The sequence below is a fragment of the Pseudomonas sp. 22490 genome (genome assembly GCF_052044465.1).
Taxonomy (GTDB): domain Bacteria; phylum Pseudomonadota; class Gammaproteobacteria; order Pseudomonadales; family Pseudomonadaceae; genus Pseudomonas; species Pseudomonas aeruginosa.
In genome coordinates this window covers 43,679-62,628 of record NZ_JBQENS010000035.1, presented here as the reverse complement: position 1 = coordinate 62,628, position 18,950 = coordinate 43,679, and the positions used below count along the sequence as shown (strand labels likewise).

At 68.6% G+C, this 18,950-nt stretch carries 18 protein-coding genes; 9 read left to right on the top strand and 9 right to left on the bottom strand.

Going from position 1 to position 18,950, the window contains the following annotated elements; genetic code table 11:
* Positions 1–32: 32 nt before the first annotated feature.
* A complete protein-coding gene (hrpB, locus tag ACTJJX_RS28975) occupies positions 33–2,546 on the bottom strand; it encodes an ATP-dependent helicase HrpB (RefSeq protein ID WP_023082766.1) in 2,514 nt (837 codons plus the stop codon).
* 141 nt (positions 2,547–2,687) lie between these two features.
* Here hrpB and ACTJJX_RS28970 point away from each other — a divergent pair, with 141 nt between their 5' ends.
* Together ACTJJX_RS28970 and fieF are read left to right on the top strand one after the other, a co-directional pair.
* Entirely contained in the window at positions 2,688–3,104 is a 417-nt protein-coding gene (locus tag ACTJJX_RS28970) for a hypothetical protein (RefSeq protein ID WP_003093116.1), read from the top strand.
* An 88-nt stretch (positions 3,105–3,192) separates the two neighbouring features.
* Positions 3,193–4,089 carry a CDF family cation-efflux transporter FieF gene (gene fieF / locus ACTJJX_RS28965; protein WP_016852478.1) on the top strand — a complete coding sequence of 299 codons (897 nt, stop codon included), beginning with the start codon at positions 3,193–3,195 and terminating at the stop codon, positions 4,087–4,089.
* On the opposite strand, the gene ACTJJX_RS28960 is transcribed toward fieF, so the two are convergent.
* Positions 4,082–4,765 carry a DUF6515 family protein gene (locus ACTJJX_RS28960; RefSeq protein WP_031668897.1) on the bottom strand — a complete coding sequence of 228 codons (684 nt, stop codon included), beginning with the start codon at positions 4,763–4,765 and terminating at the stop codon, positions 4,082–4,084. The two genes, fieF and ACTJJX_RS28960, sit on opposite strands and share 8 nt — an antisense overlap.
* Positions 4,766–5,242: 477 nt before the next feature.
* On the opposite strand from ACTJJX_RS28960, the gene ACTJJX_RS28955 reads away from it, so the two are divergent.
* From ACTJJX_RS28955 to ACTJJX_RS28945, 3 genes are all read left to right on the top strand, one after another.
* Positions 5,243–5,722, top strand: a complete 480-nt coding sequence (locus ACTJJX_RS28955) for an Lrp/AsnC family transcriptional regulator (protein ID WP_003106063.1) — start codon at positions 5,243–5,245, stop codon at positions 5,720–5,722.
* Between the two features lie 201 nt (positions 5,723–5,923).
* Positions 5,924–6,133, top strand: coding sequence for a DUF2788 domain-containing protein (locus ACTJJX_RS28950; protein WP_003093125.1), 210 nt, complete (start codon positions 5,924–5,926; stop codon positions 6,131–6,133).
* 100 nt (positions 6,134–6,233) lie between these two features.
* A complete protein-coding gene (locus tag ACTJJX_RS28945) occupies positions 6,234–6,626 on the top strand; it encodes a globin (protein ID WP_003093127.1) in 393 nt (130 codons plus the stop codon).
* A 33-nt stretch (positions 6,627–6,659) separates the two neighbouring features.
* On the opposite strand, the gene ACTJJX_RS28940 is transcribed toward ACTJJX_RS28945, so the two are convergent.
* Positions 6,660–7,229, bottom strand: a complete 570-nt coding sequence (locus ACTJJX_RS28940; RefSeq protein ID WP_016852477.1) for a pseudouridine synthase — start codon at positions 7,227–7,229, stop codon at positions 6,660–6,662.
* A 138-nt stretch (positions 7,230–7,367) separates the two neighbouring features.
* On the opposite strand from ACTJJX_RS28940, the gene ACTJJX_RS28935 reads away from it, so the two are divergent.
* Positions 7,368–8,453 carry an MBL fold metallo-hydrolase gene (locus ACTJJX_RS28935; RefSeq protein ID WP_003106059.1) on the top strand — a complete coding sequence of 362 codons (1,086 nt, stop codon included), beginning with the start codon at positions 7,368–7,370 and terminating at the stop codon, positions 8,451–8,453.
* Here the strand turns inward: ACTJJX_RS28935 and ACTJJX_RS28930 are convergent.
* From ACTJJX_RS28930 to ladS, 6 genes are all read right to left on the bottom strand, one after another.
* A complete protein-coding gene (locus ACTJJX_RS28930; protein WP_003106057.1) occupies positions 8,411–8,977 on the bottom strand; it encodes an SEC-C metal-binding domain-containing protein in 567 nt (188 codons plus the stop codon). The genes ACTJJX_RS28935 and ACTJJX_RS28930 overlap by 43 nt on opposite strands.
* A gap of 126 nt (positions 8,978–9,103) precedes the next feature.
* Entirely contained in the window at positions 9,104–10,603 is a 1,500-nt protein-coding gene (gene amn, locus ACTJJX_RS28925) for an AMP nucleosidase (protein ID WP_003119204.1), read from the bottom strand.
* A 54-nt stretch (positions 10,604–10,657) separates the two neighbouring features.
* Positions 10,658–11,089: a PaaI family thioesterase gene (locus ACTJJX_RS28920; RefSeq protein ID WP_003093139.1), complete on the bottom strand. Its 432-nt coding sequence runs from the start codon at positions 11,087–11,089 to the stop codon at positions 10,658–10,660.
* A gap of 11 nt (positions 11,090–11,100) precedes the next feature.
* Positions 11,101–12,750: an acyl-CoA dehydrogenase family protein gene (locus tag ACTJJX_RS28915; protein WP_003114325.1), complete on the bottom strand. Its 1,650-nt coding sequence runs from the start codon at positions 12,748–12,750 to the stop codon at positions 11,101–11,103.
* Positions 12,747–13,394 (bottom strand): TetR/AcrR family transcriptional regulator, encoded by a 648-nt coding sequence (locus ACTJJX_RS28910; RefSeq protein ID WP_009313383.1) that lies wholly within the window; start codon positions 13,392–13,394, stop codon positions 12,747–12,749. The genes ACTJJX_RS28915 and ACTJJX_RS28910 overlap by 4 nt, the downstream gene beginning before the upstream one ends.
* A 105-nt stretch (positions 13,395–13,499) precedes the next feature.
* Complete coding sequence (gene ladS / locus ACTJJX_RS28905) at positions 13,500–15,887, bottom strand: hybrid sensor histidine kinase/response regulator LadS (protein ID WP_023082764.1); 2,388 nt, start codon at positions 15,885–15,887, stop codon at positions 13,500–13,502.
* Between the two features lie 210 nt (positions 15,888–16,097).
* Here ladS and ACTJJX_RS28900 point away from each other — a divergent pair, with 210 nt between their 5' ends.
* From ACTJJX_RS28900 to hemL, 3 genes are read left to right on the top strand one after another with little or no spacing between them, the layout of a single operon-like run.
* On the top strand, positions 16,098–16,895 hold the full coding sequence (locus ACTJJX_RS28900) for a hydroxymethylpyrimidine/phosphomethylpyrimidine kinase (protein WP_016253014.1): 798 nt from the start codon (positions 16,098–16,100) through the stop codon (positions 16,893–16,895).
* 10 nt (positions 16,896–16,905) lie between these two features.
* Positions 16,906–17,535 carry a thiamine phosphate synthase gene (gene thiE / locus ACTJJX_RS28895; RefSeq protein ID WP_003093148.1) on the top strand — a complete coding sequence of 210 codons (630 nt, stop codon included), beginning with the start codon at positions 16,906–16,908 and terminating at the stop codon, positions 17,533–17,535.
* Between the two features lie 37 nt (positions 17,536–17,572).
* Positions 17,573–18,856, top strand: coding sequence for a glutamate-1-semialdehyde 2,1-aminomutase (gene hemL / locus ACTJJX_RS28890; protein ID WP_003093150.1), 1,284 nt, complete (start codon positions 17,573–17,575; stop codon positions 18,854–18,856).
* Positions 18,857–18,950: the final 94 nt, after the last annotated feature.

Below are 18,950 nucleotides of genomic sequence, written 5' to 3'. Positions count from 1 at the left end.
AATCCTATATGTTATGCGTCAGTTTACAATCGCTACCTGTCAATCTTTTTGTTGTTAAGCGATTCAACCCAAGGGTCTAACTTATGGAATAGCTTCGGATAGCGTCCCTTCAGGTCCTTCTTGACTTCCGCATAGGTGCTGCGCCAGAAGTTCGCCAGGTCCTGGGTCACCTGCACCGGGCGATGCGCGGGTGACAGCAGGTGCAGCTTCACTGCCAGGCGGCCCTGGGCGATGCGCGGAGTGTCGCCGAGGCCGAACAGTTCCTGCAGGCGCACCGCGAGGATCGGCGGGGTTTCGCTGTAGTCCAGGCGGATGCGCGAGCCGGAGGGGACTTCCAGGGTTTTCGGCGCCCACTCGTCGAGACGCTGCGGTAATGGCCAGGGCAACAGCCCGGCGAGGATCGAAGCCAGGTCGAGGTTGGCGAAGTGAGCCAGGCGGGTGACCTTGCCGAGATAGGCCGGCAACCATTCCTCCAACCGTTCCAGCAACGCGGCGTCGCTGACGTCCGGCCACTCGCTCTCGCCCTTGTCTTCCAGGTCCAGCCGGCGCAGCAAGCCGATGCGCGCCTGCCACTGGCGCAGTTCCGGGGTCCAGGGCAACAACTCCAGTCCCTTGCGCCGGACCAGGCCGAGCAGCGCCTGGCTGCGCGCCGCTTCGTCGAGGCCGGGTAGCGCCTCGCTGGACAGCACCAGTTCGCCGACCCGGCGCTGGCGCTCGGCGCGCAGCACGCCTTCGCGCTCGTCCCACTGCAGCTCGTCGCGCTGGCTGACCTGCTCCGCCAGGACCGTATCGAACAACCTCGGATCGAGTTCGGCGGCCAGGTAGATCCGCTCTTCGCGCTGGCCCTGGCGGCTGCCCAGATCGGCGATCACCAGCCAGGGCTGCTTCATCAGGCTGTCCGGTTCGCCGAACTGCGCAGCGCGTCCATTGGCCAGCCGGTAGTCGCCGCCACCGGCGCGGCGCTGGCGAGCGATGCGGTCGGGATAGGCGAAGGCCAGCAGGCAACCCAGCCAACGCGGATGACCGGGATCGACGACCGCCTCGCTGGCGGCGCCGCGCAGGTAACCGCGGAACTGCCGGGCCAGTTGCCGGGCGCGCTGTACCGCGCCGCGCGAGGCGCCAGTGCGGGCCTCGCCGGCGAGCAGGGCGAGACGGCTGTGCAGGTCGGCGCCGCCGCCACGCTGTATGTCACGTTCGCCGAGCAGCGCCGCTACGTCGCAAGCCAGTTCGCCAAGGCCGAGGGCCTGGCCGCGCAGCAGCAGGTGGGCAATGCGCGGATGGGTCGGCAATTCGGCCATCGCCTGGCCATGGGCACTCAACGCGCCGCTGGCGTTCAGCGCCCCCAGCCGCCCGAGCAGCTCGCGGGCCTGGGCGTAGGCCGCCGCGGGCGGCGCGTCGAGCCAGGCCAGCTCCTCCGGCGCCACGCCCCAGCGCGCCAGTTGCAGGGCCAGCCCGGCCAGATCGGCCTGGAGGATTTCCGCCGTGCCGTAGGCAGGCAACTGCTCATGCTGGCTCTCCGACCACAAGCGGTAGCATACGCCCGGCTCCAGGCGCCCTGCGCGGCCGGCACGCTGGGTAGCGGAGGCGCGGGAGATGCGCTGGGTCTCCAGGCGGGTCATGCCGCTACCCGGATCGAAGCGCGGCACCCGCGCCAGGCCGGCGTCGATCACCACCCGTACGCCGTCGATGGTCAGGCTGGTCTCGGCGATGTTGGTCGCCAGCACCACCTTGCGCGTGCCCCGCGACGCCGGCTCGATGGCGGCGCGCTGGGCGGCGAGGTCGAGCTCGCCATGCAGCGGGCAGAGCAGCACCTCGGGGCGACCGCCAAGGGCCTCGCGCAAGCCTTCGTGAACGCGGCGGATCTCGGCCTGGCCGGGAAGAAAGACCAGCACGCTGCCGCTTTCCTCCGCCAGCGCCTGGAGCACCGCCTGCTGCACCCGCGGCTCGATGAACTCGCCGGGTTGCGCCGCCCGTCCCCAGCGGATATCCACCGGGAACATGCGGCCCTCGCTGCGCACCACCGGCGCTTCGCCGAGCAGCGCCGCAAGACGCTCGCCCTCCAGGGTCGCCGACATCACCAGCACTTTCAGCGGCGGCTCGTCGCGCAACAGTTCGCGGCCATTGAGAGTCAGCGCCAGGGCCAGGTCGGCATCCAGGCTGCGCTCGTGGAATTCGTCGAAGATCACCAGGCCGACACCGTCCAGCGCCGGGTCGTCTTGCAGGCGACGGGCAAGGATACCCTCGGTGACCACTTCGATGCGGGTCTTCGGGCCGACCCTGCTCTCCAGGCGGATCCGGTAGCCGACGGTCTCGCCGACCTTTTCGCCCAGCTCGGCGGCCAGCCGCTCGGCCGCGGCCCGCGCCGCCAGGCGTCGCGGTTCGAGCATGAGGATGCGTTGGCCGGCGAGCCAGGGCTCGTCGAGCAGGGCCAGCGGCACCCGGGTGGTCTTGCCGGCACCCGGCGGGGCTTCCAGGACGGCCTGGTGTTGTGCGCCAAGGGCCTGGCGCAGGGCGGGAACAACGGCGTCGATGGGTAGGGAAATCATGCTGGCTCCGGACTGACCGACGAAGTATACCGGCGAACCGGCAGGCGCTTTCGACGGTCTTATCGTCATCGTCGCGGCAGAAGATTGCCGAACGCTGGTCGATTGCTATAGTTCGCCGTCATGTTCACCCGGAGGTCATACATGCGCCTTGCCACCCGCGTTTCCTGTGCCGTTCTCAGTGCAGCCCTGCTGAGCCAGTTGTCGGCCTGCGGTACGCTGTTCTACCCCGAGCGACGCGGCCAGATCGACGGTCGCATCGATCCGGCCATCGTCGCCTTCGACGCCATCGGCCTGCTGTTCTATATCATCCCCGGCCTGATCGCCTTCGGCGTCGACTTCGCCACCGGCGCCATCTACCTGCCCGACGCCAAGTACTCGGTCGCCCCGGAAGTGCTCAAGGATGCCGTCGGCGCGGACGGCAAGGTCGACAACCGCAAGCTCAAGGCCATCCTCGAACGCGAGATCGGCCGTGAACTGCCGCTCGACGACCCGCGCCTGATCCGCCACAGCGGCAGCGTCGAGCAACTGGCGGCCTATGGCCTGAAGCCGGCCGCCTGATCCGCCCTCCGAGCGCGACCGTGCGTCAGTGCCCGGTCGCCGCCCGGTTGGTTTACAGTGGCGCCGTCCCTCCTGACAGAAGCGCCCCATGAGTCCCGATTCCCCCCACGCCCGCCTGCTGCGCCTGGCCACCCTGGCCTCGCTCGGTGTCGCCGTCACCCTGGTCATCGGCAAGGCCATTGCCTGGTGGCTGAGCGGTTCGGTGAGCCTGCTCGCCGGCCTCACCGACTCCCTGCTGGACAGTGCCGCCTCGCTGCTCAACCTGCTGGCGGTGCACTATTCGCTACGCCCGGCCGACGACGACCACCGCTACGGCCACGGCAAGGCCGAGGCCCTGGCCGGCCTGGCCCAGGCCATGTTCATCGGTGCCAGCGCGGTGCTGGTGGCTATCCAGGCGGTCGAGCAATTGCGCGACCCGCAGCCCCTCGGCGCGGCCACCTGGGGCATCGCGGTGATGCTGCTGTCGCTGCTGCTCACGGCCCTTCTCCTGGCCTTCCAGACCCACGTCATCCGCCGCACCGGTTCCACCGCGATACGCGCCGACTCGCTGCACTACCGCTCGGACCTGCTGCTCAACGCCAGCATCCTCGTGGCACTGCTCCTGGCCCGCTACGGCTGGCCACAGAGCGACGGCCTGTTCGGCCTGGGCATCGCCCTGTACATCCTCTGGAGCGCCCTGCAGATCGCTCGCGAGTCGGTGTCGATCCTGATGGACCGGGAACTGCCTAGCGACATCAGCGAGCGCATGCGCGAACTCGCCTGCAGCGTGCCGGGAGTGCTCGGCGCGCACGACGTGCGCACGCGGATTTCCGGCAACCACTGGTTCGTCCAGTTGCACCTCGAACTGCCCGGCGAGCTGAGCCTGTCGGTGGCCCACGCCCTGACCGACCGCGCAGTGCTGGCGATCAAGCGCGAATACCCGAAGGCCGAGGTGCTGATCCATGCCGACCCGCAGGAAGTGGTCGGCAAGGAAACCGTCAGTTGACGCTGTAGCCGCGCCCGCTCAGGCAGGCGGCCATGGCCCGGCGGTAGTCGTTGGCGACCTCGGCGGCCGGCGCGTAGGTCGCCCCCGCCGGGTCGAAGCCGCTCTCGCCCACCGCCCAGCGGTGGCACTCGTAGCGGTCGCGGCCCTGCTGGTCGGGCCCCTGGCCGCGCGCGGGGTAGGCCACCACGTCGTAGCTGGCGGCCGGCCCGCTGACCGGATAAACGGGTCCCGCTGCCCGCGGCGGCGGGCTGACCACTTCGTACTCGCGGGTGTCGGCATGCCACCGGTAGTAAGTGCCGGCGGCAAGGAAGTACAGCACGCTGCCCAGCCAGACCTGCTCCGCATAGGGCGGCAGGCTGCGGACGCGCACCCCGCGGGGCGGCACGACCAGCACATAGCGCGGGCCGTCGGGTCGGTACCAGTAGCCGTCGTCGAAGAAATACTCGCCGCCGCGATAGGGCACCCGCAGGTGTCCGCGCGGCAAGGCCTCCACCACCCGGCCCGGACGCCAGTCGGGATGCGGTCCCCAACTGCCGCCATGCGCTTCGCCGCGGCCAGGTCCCGGTTGTCCGTGGGCAACACCGCGCTCGCCGCCGGCTCCACCGCGTCCCCCTCGGCCGTCGTCGGCCTGCGCCTGGACGCACAGGCTCAGCGAGAGAGCGCCCACCCCGAGCATTCGCCACCATCCACCGTTCATCGTCTGCCTCGCCCCGGGCATGGTCGCCCGGCCATGTTCGAATGATCCCGGGAACGACTTTCCGCCGTTTTCCGCCAAGGGTGGGTAAACGCCGGGTAAAGAATGGGTAAAAGCGCGGCACGGGCCGGATCGCGGGCAAAGAAAAAGGGAGGCCCGTCGACCTCCCTTCTGGGGTAACTGTCCTGGCTCGGCGCTGTTGGCGACGGCTCACCTCACTCCACCTTCTGGGCGGTGTGCAACCCGGAGGCCGGCGCAACCCTGTAGGGTCGGCGGCCACGGCTGGCCTGATTGGGCGAGCCGTGATGGACGAGATGTCCGGGCCGTGAATCTGGGTAAAAGAATACGTCGCCAGGCGCGACCAATGATTGCTAATATTGCTCATCAGAACCTTGATTTCGCAATAAATCACTCAAATTCACCTTGCCGATGGCAATCAACCTGAAAGAAATCCTCGCCATGAACAAACTCGACCGCTACGACCTGCGTATCCTCGAAGAACTCCAGCGCGACGCACGCATCTCCAACCAGGAACTGGCAGAACGGATAGGCCTGTCGCCATCGCCCTGTTCGCGACGGGTCAAGCAGCTCGAGGACGACGGCTACATCGTCCGCCAGGTAGCCTTGCTGGACCGCAAGAAGCTCGGCCTGAGCCTCACCGCCTTCGTCCTCATAGGCATGGACCGACACACCCCGGAACGCTTCGAACATTTTCAGGAAGTCATCGGCAAATGCCCGGAAGTGCTGGAGTGCAGCCTGGTCACCGGGATGGACGCGGACTACCAGTTGAAGGTCGTGGTGCCGGACATGGACCATTACCAGAAACTCCTGCTGGGTACCCTGACGCGCATCGAGGGGGTCTCCAGCGTGCGCTCCAGCTTCGTCCTCAACCAGGTGCTGGCGAGTACCGAACTGCCGCTGGAGCACCTGCGCGATTGATCGTAGCGAGACCTGGGACATGACACGGAACAGGCGGCATGCCGTATAATCGGCAGCCTGTTTCAGTTGTCATGCCCGCGTGGCCCCCGCATATAAAGAGCAGCCTGCTCGTAGAACGATAAACGCCTTGCCCGCCCCCCATGGCACGCTCCGTCCGACCGCGAGCCGGACTTCGTTTGCTTGAAAATCCGGAGGTTGCCAATGGATCCCGAACTGTTCGAAGAGTGGATGATGACCGGTCTGGTGACCGTGCTTATCCTGTTCATGGCTTTCATCGTGTGGGACCTGGCGAAGAAGTCGAAAGCCGGCAAGTTCGGAACCCTGATCCTGTTCTTCGCCCTCGGCCTGGGCGTACTGGGCTTCATCATCAAGGGCCTGGTCATCGGCAGCCTCGAAGGCGCGGGCATGTAACCCCGGCGCCACGCGCGTCATCCAACCACTCGTAATCATCCGCCGGCCCCGGCCAACGGGGCCGGCTCGCCTTGCCATTGCCTAGAACAAGGGAGTCGCCATGAACGCCGCCGACCGCGTCATGCAGAGTTATGGACGCTGCTGTGCCAGCACCGGATTCTTCGATGATTTCTACCGGCATTTCCTTGCCAGTTCCCCGCAGATTCGCGCCAAGTTCGCCACCACCGACATGACTGCGCAGAAACACCTGCTGCGTGCCGGGATCATGAACCTGGTGATGTACGCCCGCGGCATGTCCGACAGCAAGCTGCGCGCCCTCGGCGCCAGCCATTCGCGCGCCGCGCTGGATATCCGCCCGGAACTCTACGACCTGTGGCTGGACGCCCTGCTGATGGCGGTCGCCGAGCACGACCGCGACTGCGACGCCGAGACCCGCGACGCCTGGCGCGACGTGATGGGTCGCGGCATCGCCGTGATCAAGTCGTACTACTGATCGTTCCGCGCCCGCTGGACGACGCCCCTCTCGTCAGTCCAGCCGCGCCGGCACTTCCCGCCATTCCCCGAGGCCCAGGCCGTCCAGGCTCCAGGGGCCGATCCGCACCCGCACCAGCCGCAGCGTCGGCAAGCCCACCGCCGCCGTCATCCGCCGCACCTGGCGATTGCGCCCCTCGCGGATCACCAATTCCAGCCAGTGGGTCGGCACCGACTTGCGAAAACGCACCGGCGGCACCCGCTCCCACAACGTCGGCTCATCCAGCAGACGCGCCTCGGCGGGCAGCGTCGGGCCGTCGTTGAGCGTCACGCCCTCGCGCAGGCGCCACAATTGCTCCTCGTCCGGCGTACCTTCGACCTGCACCCAGTAGGTCTTCGGCAGCTTGTGCCGGGGGTCGGCGATGCGCGCCTGCAGGCGACCGTCGTTGGTCAGCAGCAACAGGCCCTCGCTGTCGCGGTCCAGGCGCCCGGCCGGATACACGCCCGGCACCGGGATGAAGTCCTTGAGGGTCGAACGCCCTTGCTCGTCGTTGAACTGGGTCAGTACGTCGAACGGCTTGTTGAACAGCAGCAGCTTCGGCTCGCTCGGCGGCGCCTTGGCCACCCGGCGTGGCGCAGGGCGGACGGGATAACGCGGGGAAGGACGCGGGGGACGGGACATGACTGGAAACGAGTTGGCTTGATCGGGGTACCGGGCGGCATGCTAGGTTGTCCGAGAGCCTGACCGCAAGAGCATCCCCTCATGCCCTCCCTGCGTCCCACCTGGCTGATCAGCCTGCTGACCCTGGCCGGCTGCGCTGGCAGCGCCTATCAGGGTCCGCCTTCGGACCATTTCGACGGCGAACGTTTCCGCAATATCCAGCCGACCGCGCACAAGAGCCTGCGCGACCTGCTCAAGTGGCAGTGGAACCGCCCGCCGCAACGCCCGTGGGTCGCCCTGCCGCCGACGGCAACGCCGCCAAGGGTGAACGAGCGCGCCCGCGGCGAAGAACTGCGGGTCACCTACATCAACCACGCCACCCTGCTGATCCAGCACCGCGGCCTGAACATCCTCACCGACCCGGTCTGGTCGCAACGGGTCAGCCCGCTCGCCTTCATCGGCCCGAAGCGCCACCATCCGCCCGGGTTGACGCTCGACCAGTTGCCACCGATCGACCTGGTGCTGGTGAGCCACAACCACTACGACCACCTCGACCTGGAAACCCTGCGCCAGCTCCACCGGCGCTGGCCGACGGCCAAGGTGGTCAGCGGCCTGGGCAACGCCGGGCTGATCCGCCAGACAGGTTTCGCCGACGTCGTGGAGATCGACTGGTGGCAGGCCGTGCCGCTGGGCGCTGGCCTGACGCTGCATGGCGTACCGGTGCAGCACTGGTCGTCGCGCACCCGCAGCGACACCAACCGCACGCTCTGGCTCGGCTTCGTCATCGACTCGCCGGACGGCCCGCTGCTGTTTCCCGGCGATACCGGGCTCGGCCCGGAGTTCGGGCTGATCAACCAGCGCTTCGGGGCGATGCGTTTCGCCGCCCTGCCGATCGGCGCCTACGAGCCGCGCTGGTTCATGCGCGACCACCACATGAATCCCGACGACGCGGTGCAGGCCCATCGCACGCTGCAGGCGCAGACCAGCATGGCCATCCACTTCGGTACCTTCAATCTCACCGACGAACAGCAGGACGACCCGCCCAAGGCGCTCCAGGCGGCACTGCGCAGCCAAGGCGTGGACCCGGCGACCTTCGGCACGCCGAAACCCGGCGAGCAGTGGCGCGTCGCACCGCGCAACGTCGCTCAGGAGGCCGAGGCCACCAGGCGGGAGCAGCAGTTGCGGTAGCGCTTGCCGCTGCCGCACGGACAAGCCTGGTCGCCACGGCCGCCCAGGGCCAGCCAGCTTTCCAGGCGCGCGGCCATCCCGGCCAGGCGCTCGCGGGCCTCGTCGTCCAGGCCGGCGCGGGCCAGTTGGCGCCGCAGGCCGAGGTAGTCTTCCAGCAGGACATCGCGGCTGAGCGCCTGGTACTGGTCGGCCAGCGGCACGCCTTCGTAGCGCCGCTGCGGGTCGGCCAGGAAAGCGATGGCGCCCGCCTGCGGCAGGACATTCCACAGGTTGCCGCGCGGATCGCGCCAGCAAGCGCTGAAACGCGCGCGCAGGGCCAAGCCACGCCATTCTTCCAGGATCCAGCCATCGACCCGCTCGCCGCCGAGGGCCTCGACCGCCCGCCCGACCGAGAACCACGGTTCGCCGGCCAGGCTTTCCGGCATCGGCAACGGCGCTGCCACTTCCGGCGCGGCATCGGGTACCAGGCGGCGGGCGAAGCGACGGAGCGGGTTGCTGAGATGAGTGGGGACGCTGAACGGCATGGGGCTCACATCGATGGCAGGCGTGGTCGTTCCGACCGGCAGAGGGCGCCGCGGTTCCACGCAGGGCGAAGGGCCATCATTGTAGGGCCTCGGCGCCGCAAGGCGTAGAAGCGNNNNCGCGTCCGATCAACGGAACGGCGGCTCGTCGAAACTCCGCAGCTTGCGCGAGTGCAGCGAGTTGAGCTGGCTGCGCAACAGGTCGAGGGCGGCGATGCCGATCCGCAGGTGCTGGTTCACCGCGCGCTCGTAGAAGGCGTTGGCCGAGCCGGGCAGCTTGATCTCGCTGTGCAGCGGCTTGTCCGAGACGCACAGCAACGTGCCGTAGGGCACCCGCAGGCGGTAGCCCTGGGCGGCGATGGTGCCGCTCTCCATGTCCACCGCGATGGCCCGCGCCAGGTTGATCAGTGGCCGCTCCTGGGCCCAGCGCAGCTCCCAGTTGCGGTCGTCGTAGGTGAGCACGGTGCCGGTGCGCAAGCGTCGCTTGAGCGACTCGCCGCGCTCGCCGGTGACTTCGGCGGCGGCTTCCTGCAAGGCGACCTGGACTTCGGCCAGCGCCGGGATCGGGATGTGCGGCGGCAGCGCGCGGTCGAGGATGCCGTCGCGGCGCATGTAGGCGTGCGCCAGTACGTAGTCGCCGATGGTCTGCGACTGCCGCAGGCCGCCGCAGTGGCCGATCATCAGCCAGCAATGCGGACGCAACACCGCCAGGTGGTCGGTGATGTTCTTCGCGTTGGACGGGCCGACCCCGATGTTGACCAGGGTGATGCCGTCGCCATCGGCGGCGATCAGGTGGTAGGCCGGCATCTGGTAGCGGTGCCAGACCACCCCGGCGACGATGGCGTTGGCCTCGCCTTCGTCCATCCCGCGTTCGATGATCACGTTGCCCGGCAGGACCATGCGCACGAAGCGCGGGTCCTCGCGCAGGCGGGTCAGGCCGAGGCGGATGAACTGGTCGACGTAGCGGTGGTAGTTGGTCAGCAGGATCCACGGCTGCACGTGGCGCCAGTCGCTGCCGGTGTAGTGCACCAGGCGGCGCAGGGAGAAGTCCACCCGCGCGGCGTCGAACAGCGCCAGCGGCAACTGGTCGGCGCGTTCCCATTCGTAGAGGCCGTCGGCGATGTCGTCGGAAGCGGCGGACAGGTCGGTGCTGGGGAACACCCGCGCCAGCTCGGCGGCGGTCACCCCGGAGCCGGCCAGCTCGTCGCCCTGCTCGACCACGTAGGGATAGGGGATGTCCTGTTGGCTCGGGCCGACCTGCACCTGCACGGTGAAATCGTCCATCAGCGGACGCAACTGTTCCAGCAGGTACTTGCGGAAGGCGTCGGGGTGGGTGACGGTGACGCTGTATTCGCCCGGCACCTGGACCTTGGCGTAGGCGCGGGTGGTGGACGGCACCTCGCCCTGGCAGCGGTAGCCGATGCGCAGTTGCGGGTAGTGGAAGTTCTGCCGCTCGGCCTCGCTTGGCTCGATGCGCTCCTTGATGTAGCGCTTGAGCGCCTGGCTCAGCGCCGCGGTGGCCTGGCGGTGCAGCTCGGCAAGACGGTCGACGGCCTCCTCGGCCGTGCGGGCGACGACGAACCCGTCGTCGGAATCGATACTCATGGTGGGCTTCCTGTCGGTTCGCATGGAAAACATCTTGCCTGTACCGACAGGAAAACACAGCGCTTTTCTCCCGTTACCTCATTCGGCCAGCGCCACCACCGCCATGGTCACGGTGGCCTTGCTGAACAGGTGCCGCCGACCGTCCCGCTCGGCGAACACCTCGGCCTCGACCACCGTCACCTGGCGCCCGGCCTTGAGCACCTCGGCGCGACACAACAGGCGCTGGCAAAGCGCCGGGCGCAACAGGTTGAGCTTGAACTCCAGGGTCAGCACCGTCTGCCCCTCCTCCACCAGGGTCGCGGCGGCGGCCCCGGCGGCATGGTCGGCCAGGGTCGCCTGGACCCCGGCATGGATGAAGCCGTTCTGCTGGGCGTGGCGGGGCAGGATGTCCAGCCCCGCTTCGACCCAACCCGGCCCGCAGTCCAGCGGACGGATGCCGAGGTCGCCGACGAAACTGGCCGCGGCGAAGCCCTGCTCGACCAGCTCCCGGTAGCGCGGATGCGCCTGCATCGCGACGCGCCTCAGGTCAGGTGCGGGGTGGCGCGAGCCAACAGCGCCTCGACCTCGACGCCGCGCGGGAGGGTGCCGTAGACACGCCCGCCGTCCCCCAGGCGACTGCCGATGAAGGCGTCGGACACCGCGGAGTTGCCGGCTTCCAGCAACAGCTTGGCCTGCAGGGCGATCGCCACGTCCTCGGTGAGCTGGCGGGCGCGGTACTGGATGTCGGCGGTGTCGGCGAAGGCCGCTTTGAGGTTGCCGATGTGCGCGGCGAGACGGGCGTCGCCATGGCCGTCGCCCAGTTCGGCGAACAACGCGTCGAGCACCCCCGGCTCCTTCGACAGGGCACGCAGCACGTCCAGGCACTGCACGTTGCCGGAACCTTCCCAGATCGAGTTCACCGGGGCCTCGCGGTACAGCCGCGGCAGGATGGTTTCCTCGACGTAGCCGGCACCGCCCATGCATTCGGAGGCTTCGTTGATCATCGCCGGGGCACGCTTGCAGATCCAGTATTTGCCCACCGCGGTGACCAGGCGGGCGAACTTCTCCTCCTGCTCGTCGTGGGCACGGTCCAGGGCATGCCCCATGCGCAGGGTCAGGGCCAGCGCCGCCTCGCTTTCCAGGGCCAGGTCGGCGAGCACGTTCTGCATCAGCGGTTGCTCGGCCAGCACCCGCCCGCCGACCTTGCGGTAGGCACAGTGGTGGGCGGCCTGGGTCAACGCCTGACGCATCAGTGCGCTGGAGCCGATCATGCAGTCGAAGCGGGTCATGGCGACCATCTCGATGATGGTCGGCACGCCACGGCCCTCCTCGCCGACCATCCAGGCCAGGGCGCCGCGATACTCGATTTCGCTGGAGGCGTTCGACCAGTTGCCCAGCTTGTCCTTCAGGCGCTGGATGTAGAACTGGTTGCGGCTGCCGTCCGGCCGGTGGCGCGGCAGCAGGAAGCAGGTCAGGCCCTTGTCGGTGTAGGCCAGGGTGAGGAAGGCGTCGCACATCGGCGCCGAGCAGAACCACTTGTGCCCGACCAGTTCGTAGGCCTGCCCCGGCCCGGGAATCCCCACCGGGTAGGCCCGCGTGGTATTGGCCCGGACGTCGGTGCCGCCCTGCTTCTCGGTCATCGCCATGCCGATGGTGACGCCCGCCTTCTGCTCCATCGGCACGTTGCGCGGGTCGTACTCGCGGGAGAGGATCTTCGGCAGCCATTTCTCGGCCAGGTCCGCCTGCAGGCGAATCGCCGGCACGCTGGCGTAGGTCATGGTCAACGGGCAACCGGTGCCGGCCTCCGCCTGGCTGTGCAGGTAGGACAGCCCGGCCCGCGCCACCTGGGCGCCGGGGCGCGGGTCGGTCCAGGGCAGCGAGGGCAGTTCGTGCTCGATGGCGGCGCGCATCAGCTCGTGGTAGGCGGGATGGAACTCCACCAGGTCGACGCGGTTGCCGTAGCGGTCGTGGCTATGGAACTCCGGCTTGTGCTGGTTGGCCAGGAAGCCGGCCGCCATCAGCGGGCCGCCGGCCAGCTCACCGTAGCGCTGCAGGCGCTCCTCGGCCCAGCCGCCCTGGTAGCGACGCACCCACTCCTGGAGAGGCAGGTCGAGGCGGTAGAGGTTGGCACCATCCAGCGACGGTACCTGGTTGGTCACTTCGTGGGTTTCGGCGTACTGGTGCAGGTTCATGAGGGTTCCTCGCAGACAGGCGCGCCCACCGCGCGCAGGCAGAAGTTCACCAGAGCCGTACTCACCGGCTCCAGACTCGGTTCCGGCTGGCCGCTGTCGCGAGCGGCGCGCGCCGGGGGAGACAAGGGGCCGACCAGCGCCTCGGCGATGGCCCCGACCAGGCAGGCCGCGGCAAGCGGCACCAGGGAAAGCTGGAATGCGCCACTGCGCCGGCCCTCCTCGAGCAGTTCGACGAACAGTGCGGCGTAGGCCTCGCGATAGCGCAGGCGCTGCTCGTCGACTTCAGGATCCACCGGCTCGGCGATCAGGGCGAAGGCCAGCCGCTGGCTGCTCCAGGCGCGCGCGGCAAAGCGCCGCAAGCCCTCGGCCAGGCGCCAGGCGGGCGCGCCGGGACCGCGCAGGACCACGGCCAGGGCATCGACCTCACGCTGGCTGGCGCGGCGGAAGATTTCCGCCGCCAGCTCGCCCTTGCCCTGGAAGTGGCGGTACAGGCTGCCGGTGGCGATCCCCGCGTCGTCGGCCAGGGCCTGCATGGTCAGCGCGGCGAAACCGCCCTCCGCGACACGCCGCAGGCCTAGCTGGAGGATGCGCTCGCGCAGCGCGGAATCGCGTTGCAGGCGGCGTTCGGTGACACGATAGACCATGACTGAATCCGGATTCACTTTTTCCCAGTGAATCACGCTTCAGGCTTTGCCTAAAGAGACATACAGGTCGCGCAGGCCGGCATTTCAGCCAGCCGCGGAAAGGCTTCAGGCGGACTTGGTGACGATCGGCTGGCACAGCAGCCAATCGTGCAGCAGGGTCTGCAACTCTTCGAACTTGACCGGCTTGGCCATGTAGTCGCTCATGCCCGCCGCCAGGCAGCGCTCGCGATCGCCGCTGTGGCTGTGGGCGGTCAACGCCAGCACCGGCAGTTCCGCGCAGCCGGGCAGCGCGCGGATCGCCCGACAGGTGGCGAAGCCGTCCATCACCGGCATCTGGCAGTCGAGCAGTACGCCGTCCGGCCGCTCGCGCGCCAGCAACTCCAGGGCCTCGCTGCCGTTGTCGGCGGTGCGCACCCGGTAGCCGAGCTTGAGCAGCATGCCGCGAGTCACCAACTGGTTGATGGCGTTGTCCTCCACCACCAGCACCGTGCACTCCTCGGGACGCCGCACCGCCTGCCCGCCGGCGCGCCGCGGCGGCGGCGCCAGGCCCTGGGCCGGCTGGGTCAGTTGCAGGCGCAGGAGGAAGCGGCTGCCCTGTCCCGGCCGGGACTCGTGGGTCAGCTCGCCGCCAAGCAGCTCCACCAGCTTGCGGCACAGAGCCAGGCCGATGCCGAGGCCTCCGTAGCCACGGGTCAACGAGCTGTCGGCCTGGACGAAACGCTGGTAGAGGTCGCTGCCGGCGGCCATGTCGAAACCGATGCCGGTGTCGATCACTTCCACCCGCAGCGCCACCCCGTCATGGGTACGCCCGGCGGCGACGCGCAGGGTCACGCTGCCCCTGGCGGTGAACTTGATCGCGTTGTCGACCAGGTAGCCCAGCGCCTGGGCCAGCTTGCCGGCATCGCCTTCGAGGGTGTCCGGCAGGCTGTCGTCCAGTTGCAGGGCGAAGCGCAGGCCCTTCTCCTCGGCGCGCGGCGCGTACTGCGCGCGCAGGCTGTCGAACAGGCCGCGCAGGCTGAACGGCTCGCGGCGCGGGTAGAGCTTGCCGGCCTGCAGTTCGATGAGGGCGAGGATGTCGTTGACCATCCGCATCATGTCCCGCGCCGAACCGGCGGCGGTGCGCTGGTACTCGGCGAGTTCGACGTCCATCGGCACCGTCTGCATCAGCTCCAGCGAACCGATCACCCCGCTCATCGGGGTGCGCAGTTCGTGGGTGACGGTGGCGAGGAACTCGTCCTTCAGGCGGTTGCTGTTGGCCAGTTCCTGGTTCAGCGCTTCCAGCTTGCGGCTGGACTCCTGGAGGATTCGCGCGCGCTCCTCCTTCATTGCGTTGATCCGGTCGGCCAGTGCCAGCGACAGCAAGCCCACCTCCAGCGCCGAACCGATCTGGCTGGCATACATGGTGAGGAACATGTTCGGCAGGTAGCCGAGGACCATCAGGGTGTTGACGATGCCGCCGAGAAGGAAGGCGGTCCAGGCGATGATGAAATAGCGCGCCACGCGCATGCCGCGCAGCCAGGCGAGGATGCCGGCAGCGAAGATCAGGCCGGTGAAGGCCAGCGCCAGGTAGGTGGCCAGGCGCAGGGCCACGGCGTAGCTCATGGTCAGCGCCATCAGCATGACCAGCGCGCCGACCGCCATCAGCGCCAGCAGGCCGCGGTCGACCCACACGCTGTGGTCGCGGGTATGCAGGAAGCTGCGCGCGAACTGGCAGCCGAACAGCGCCGCCGAACCGATCAGGAATGGCGTGGCGGCGTTCGCCCACCAGGGGCTGTCGGGCCAGAAGTACTCGATGCCGGCGCCGTTCACCGAGACCTGGTAGAGCCCGAACGAAGCGATATAGAGGATGTAGTAGAGATAGCTGGTATCGCGGACGCTGAGGAAGATGAACAGGTTGTAGATCAGCATCACCAGCAGCACGCCATAGATGATGCCGAGCACATAGATGCGTTCGGGCTGCTCCTCCAGGTAGGCCTTGGGCGACCACAGGGTCAGCGGCGCCTGGATCGACCCCTGGCTTTCCAGCCGCAGGTAGACACGCTGCGGCTTGTTCGGCTCGAGGCCGAGTTCGAACAGGTAGTTGTTCTGCCGGATCGGCCGACTGGCGAACGGCAATGTGTCGCCGGTGCGCTGGGCGAGGCGGTAGCCGCCCTGGCCATCGGGCAGGTAGAGGTCGAGCTTGTCCAGCGGCGGATAGGCCAGCTCCAGCAGCCAGGTGCGCGGATCGCTGGAGGCGACCGGCCGGTAGTCCAGGTCCAGGCGCAACCAGAACACCGAGCGCGAATAGCCGGCATTGAGCACGTCCTTGTCATGGCGGCGGAAGCTGCTGTCGATGGCCCGCGAGGTGATGTCGTTGATATCGGCGCTACCGCGCACGTCCTCGAACACGTCGATGGACTGCCCCAGCGGCAGGCGCTCGACCTGCTCGTTGAAGCTCACCGCACCCGCCAGGCACGGCAACGCAATAAGAAAGAGAATCAGCCAGTGCCGCATGATGCCCCGCAGTGCTCCTCGAACGGACCGGGAGCCCCACCTCCCTCGTCATGGTCCGCCCTTGGCGAGCGTTGTATGAATATTCGCCGAACTTTAGCACACGCCACGCCACGTCAGGCCCGGGACGTGTCACGCAGGGCCCGGGCGCGGCGCCCGAAAGGTCGTCCGCGCAGCCGCCACGAAGCGCTTTTAGTGGTAAGCTCACGCGCCATGAAAACACCGACTTCCCGCCCCGTAGTGCTCTGCCTGTCCGGTCACGACCCCAGTGGTGGCGCCGGACTGCAAGCCGACATCGAAGCCCTGCTCGCCCAGGGCTGCCACGCCGCCCCGGCGGTCACCGCGCTGACCGTGCAGGACACCGTCAACGTCAGCGACTTCCGCGTCCTCGACCGCGAGTGGGTGCTGGCCCAGGCCAACGCCGTACTCGCCGACCTGCCCGTCGCGGCGGTCAAGCTGGGTATGCTCGGTTCGCTGGAGATGGTCGACACGGTGGCCGAGATCCTCGCCGCCCACCCGCACTTGCCGGTGGTCTGCGATCCGGTGCTGCGCGCCGGCGGCGGCGGTGCGTTGGGCAAGGGCGACGTCGGCTTCGCCATGCGCGAGCGGCTGCTGCCGCGCGCCACCATCGCCACGCCGAACCTGCCGGAAGCGCGCCTGCTCGCCGACCTGCCCGAGGGCAGCGCCGACCAGTGCGCCGAGCGCCTGCTGGAACACTGCGAGCACCTGTTGATCACCGGCGGACACGGCGACGAAAGCGAAGTGCACAATCGCCTGTACAGCCGCGACGGCAGCCGCCGCACCTTCACCTGCCAGCGCCTGCCCGGCAGCTACCATGGCTCCGGCTGCACCCTGGCCAGCGCCCTGGCCGGTCGCATCGCCTTCGGCGAAGCGCTGCACGGCGCCGTGCAGAGCGCCCTCGACTACACCTGGCGGACCCTGCGCGACGCCGAGAGTCCGGGCCACGGCCAATACGTGCCGCGCCGCCTGCCCACCGACTTCTGTCACTGAGAGCCAGCCGATGAAACTGCGCGGCCTGTACGCCATCACCGATAGCCAGCTACTGGACGACGGCCGCCTGCTGCCCTACGTCGAAGCCGCGCTCCGCGGCGGCGCGCGCCTGCTGCAATACCGCGACAAATCCAGCGACCAGGCGCGGCGCCTGCGCGAGGCGGAAAGCCTGCGCGAACTCTGCGAACGCCACGGCGCGCAGTTGATCGTCAACGACGACGCCGAACTCGCCGCGCGCCTGGGCGTCGGCCTGCACCTCGGCCAGACCGACGGTTCGCTGTCGGCGGCGCGCGCCCTGCTCGGCCGCCAGGCGATCATCGGCGCCACCTGCCACGCCCAACTGGAACTGGCCGAGCAGGCGGTGGCCGAGGGCGCCAGCTACGTCGCCTTCGGCCGCTTCTTCAATTCCAGCACCAAACCCGGCGCCCCCGCCGCCAGCGTCGAACTGCTCGACCAGGCCCGGCCGCGCCTGCACCTGCCGATCACCGCCATCGGCGGCATCAGCCTCGACACCGCGCCCGGCCTGATCGCCCGCGGCGTCGATCTGGTCGCCGTGATCCATGCGCTGTTCGCCGCCGCGTCCGCCGCCGAGGTGGAACGCCGCGCCCGCGCCTTCAGCGCCCTGTTCGAACCTGCCTGACGCCTCCGCGCCTCGCCCGAGAGATAGAGAGCTAGCCATGTCCCGTTCCGAAACGCTGTTCAACAACGCCCAGAAACACATTCCCGGCGGGGTCAACTCCCCGGTGCGCGCCTTCAAGAGCGTCGGCGGCACCCCGCTGTTCTTCAAGCACGCCGAAGGCGCCTATGTACTGGACGAGGACGACAAGCGCTACGTGGACTATGTCGGCTCCTGGGGCCCGATGATCCTCGGCCACAGCCATCCGGACGTGCTCGACGCGGTGCGCCGGCAACTCGACCACGGCCTGTCCTATGGCGCGCCGACCGCGCTGGAAGTGGAAATGGCCGACCTGGTCTGCTCCATGGTGCCGTCGATGGAGATGGTGCGCATGGTCAGCTCCGGCACCGAGGCGACCATGAGCGCCATCCGCCTGGCCCGCGGCTACACCGGGCGCGACAGCATCATCAAGTTCGAAGGCTGCTACCACGGTCACTCCGACAGCCTGCTGGTGAAGGCCGGCTCCGGCGCCCTGACCTTCGGCGTGCCGAACTCCCCGGGCGTTCCGGCGGCCTTCGCCAAGCACACCCTGACCCTGCCGTTCAACGACATCGAGGCGGTGCGCAAGACCCTGGGCGAAGTCGGCAAGGAGGTCGCCTGCATCATCGTCGAGCCGGTTGCCGGCAACATGAACTGTGTGCCGCCGGCGCCGGGCTTCCTCGAAGGCCTGCGCGAAGCCTGCGACGAACACGGCGTGGTGCTGATCTTCGACGAAGTGATGACCGGCTTCCGTGTCGCCCTCGGCGGCGCCCAGGCCTACTACGGGGTCACCCCGGACCTGTCGACCTTCGGCAAGATCATCGGCGGCGGCATGCCGGTGGGCGCCTTCGGCGGCAAGCGCGAGATCATGCAGCAGATTTCCCCGCTGGGCCCGGTCTACCAGGCCGGCACGCTCTCGGGCAACCCGCTGGCAATGGCCGCCGGCCTGACCACCCTGCGCCTGATCAGCCGCCCCGGTTTCCACGACGAACTGACCGCCTACACCACGCGCATGCTCGACGGCCTGCAACAGCGCGCGGATGCCGCCGGCATCCCCTTCGTCACCACCCAGGCGGGCGGCATGTTCGGCCTGTACTTCAGCGGCGCCGACGCCATCGTCACCTTCGAGGACGTGATGGCCAGCGACGTCGAACGCTTCAAGCGCTTCTTCCACCTGATGCTCGACGGTGGCGTGTACCTTGCGCCTAGCGCCTTCGAGGCCGGCTTCACCTCCATCGCCCATGGCGACAAGGAGCTGGAAATCACGCTGAACGCCGCCGAAAAAGCCTTCGCCGCGCTGAAATGATCCTCTTCGCGGCGCCCTTCCCGGGCGCCGCCCTCCTCCCCGCCGGAACGCCTTCCTAGCCGAAATGCATAAACGCGCCGACAAAGTTCCCGAA

What these genes read in the sequence shown, in the direction of transcription:
- hrpB (WP_023082766.1), bottom strand. Translation starts at nt 2,546, where the DNA reads ATGATTTCCCTACCCATCGACGCCGTTGTTCCCGCCCTGCGCCAGGCC.
- ACTJJX_RS28970 (WP_003093116.1), top strand. Translation starts at nt 2,688, where the DNA reads ATGCGCCTTGCCACCCGCGTTTCCTGTGCCGTTCTCAGTGCAGCCCTG.
- fieF (WP_016852478.1), top strand. Translation starts at nt 3,193, where the DNA reads ATGAGTCCCGATTCCCCCCACGCCCGCCTGCTGCGCCTGGCCACCCTG.
- ACTJJX_RS28960 (WP_031668897.1), bottom strand. Translation starts at nt 4,765, where the DNA reads ATGCTCGGGGTGGGCGCTCTCTCGCTGAGCCTGTGCGTCCAGGCGCAG.
- ACTJJX_RS28955 (WP_003106063.1), top strand. Translation starts at nt 5,243, where the DNA reads ATGAACAAACTCGACCGCTACGACCTGCGTATCCTCGAAGAACTCCAG.
- ACTJJX_RS28950 (WP_003093125.1), top strand. Translation starts at nt 5,924, where the DNA reads ATGGATCCCGAACTGTTCGAAGAGTGGATGATGACCGGTCTGGTGACC.
- ACTJJX_RS28945 (WP_003093127.1), top strand. Translation starts at nt 6,234, where the DNA reads ATGAACGCCGCCGACCGCGTCATGCAGAGTTATGGACGCTGCTGTGCC.
- ACTJJX_RS28935 (WP_003106059.1), top strand. Translation starts at nt 7,368, where the DNA reads ATGCCCTCCCTGCGTCCCACCTGGCTGATCAGCCTGCTGACCCTGGCC.
- ACTJJX_RS28930 (WP_003106057.1), bottom strand. Translation starts at nt 8,977, where the DNA reads ATGCCGTTCAGCGTCCCCACTCATCTCAGCAACCCGCTCCGTCGCTTC.
- amn (WP_003119204.1), bottom strand. Translation starts at nt 10,603, where the DNA reads ATGCGAACCGACAGGAAGCCCACCATGAGTATCGATTCCGACGACGGG.
- ACTJJX_RS28920 (WP_003093139.1), bottom strand. Translation starts at nt 11,089, where the DNA reads ATGCAGGCGCATCCGCGCTACCGGGAGCTGGTCGAGCAGGGCTTCGCC.
- ACTJJX_RS28915 (WP_003114325.1), bottom strand. Translation starts at nt 12,750, where the DNA reads ATGAACCTGCACCAGTACGCCGAAACCCACGAAGTGACCAACCAGGTA.
- ACTJJX_RS28910 (WP_009313383.1), bottom strand. Translation starts at nt 13,394, where the DNA reads ATGGTCTATCGTGTCACCGAACGCCGCCTGCAACGCGATTCCGCGCTG.
- ladS (WP_023082764.1), bottom strand. Translation starts at nt 15,887, where the DNA reads ATGCGGCACTGGCTGATTCTCTTTCTTATTGCGTTGCCGTGCCTGGCG.
- ACTJJX_RS28900 (WP_016253014.1), top strand. Translation starts at nt 16,098, where the DNA reads ATGAAAACACCGACTTCCCGCCCCGTAGTGCTCTGCCTGTCCGGTCAC.
- thiE (WP_003093148.1), top strand. Translation starts at nt 16,906, where the DNA reads ATGAAACTGCGCGGCCTGTACGCCATCACCGATAGCCAGCTACTGGAC.
- hemL (WP_003093150.1), top strand. Translation starts at nt 17,573, where the DNA reads ATGTCCCGTTCCGAAACGCTGTTCAACAACGCCCAGAAACACATTCCC.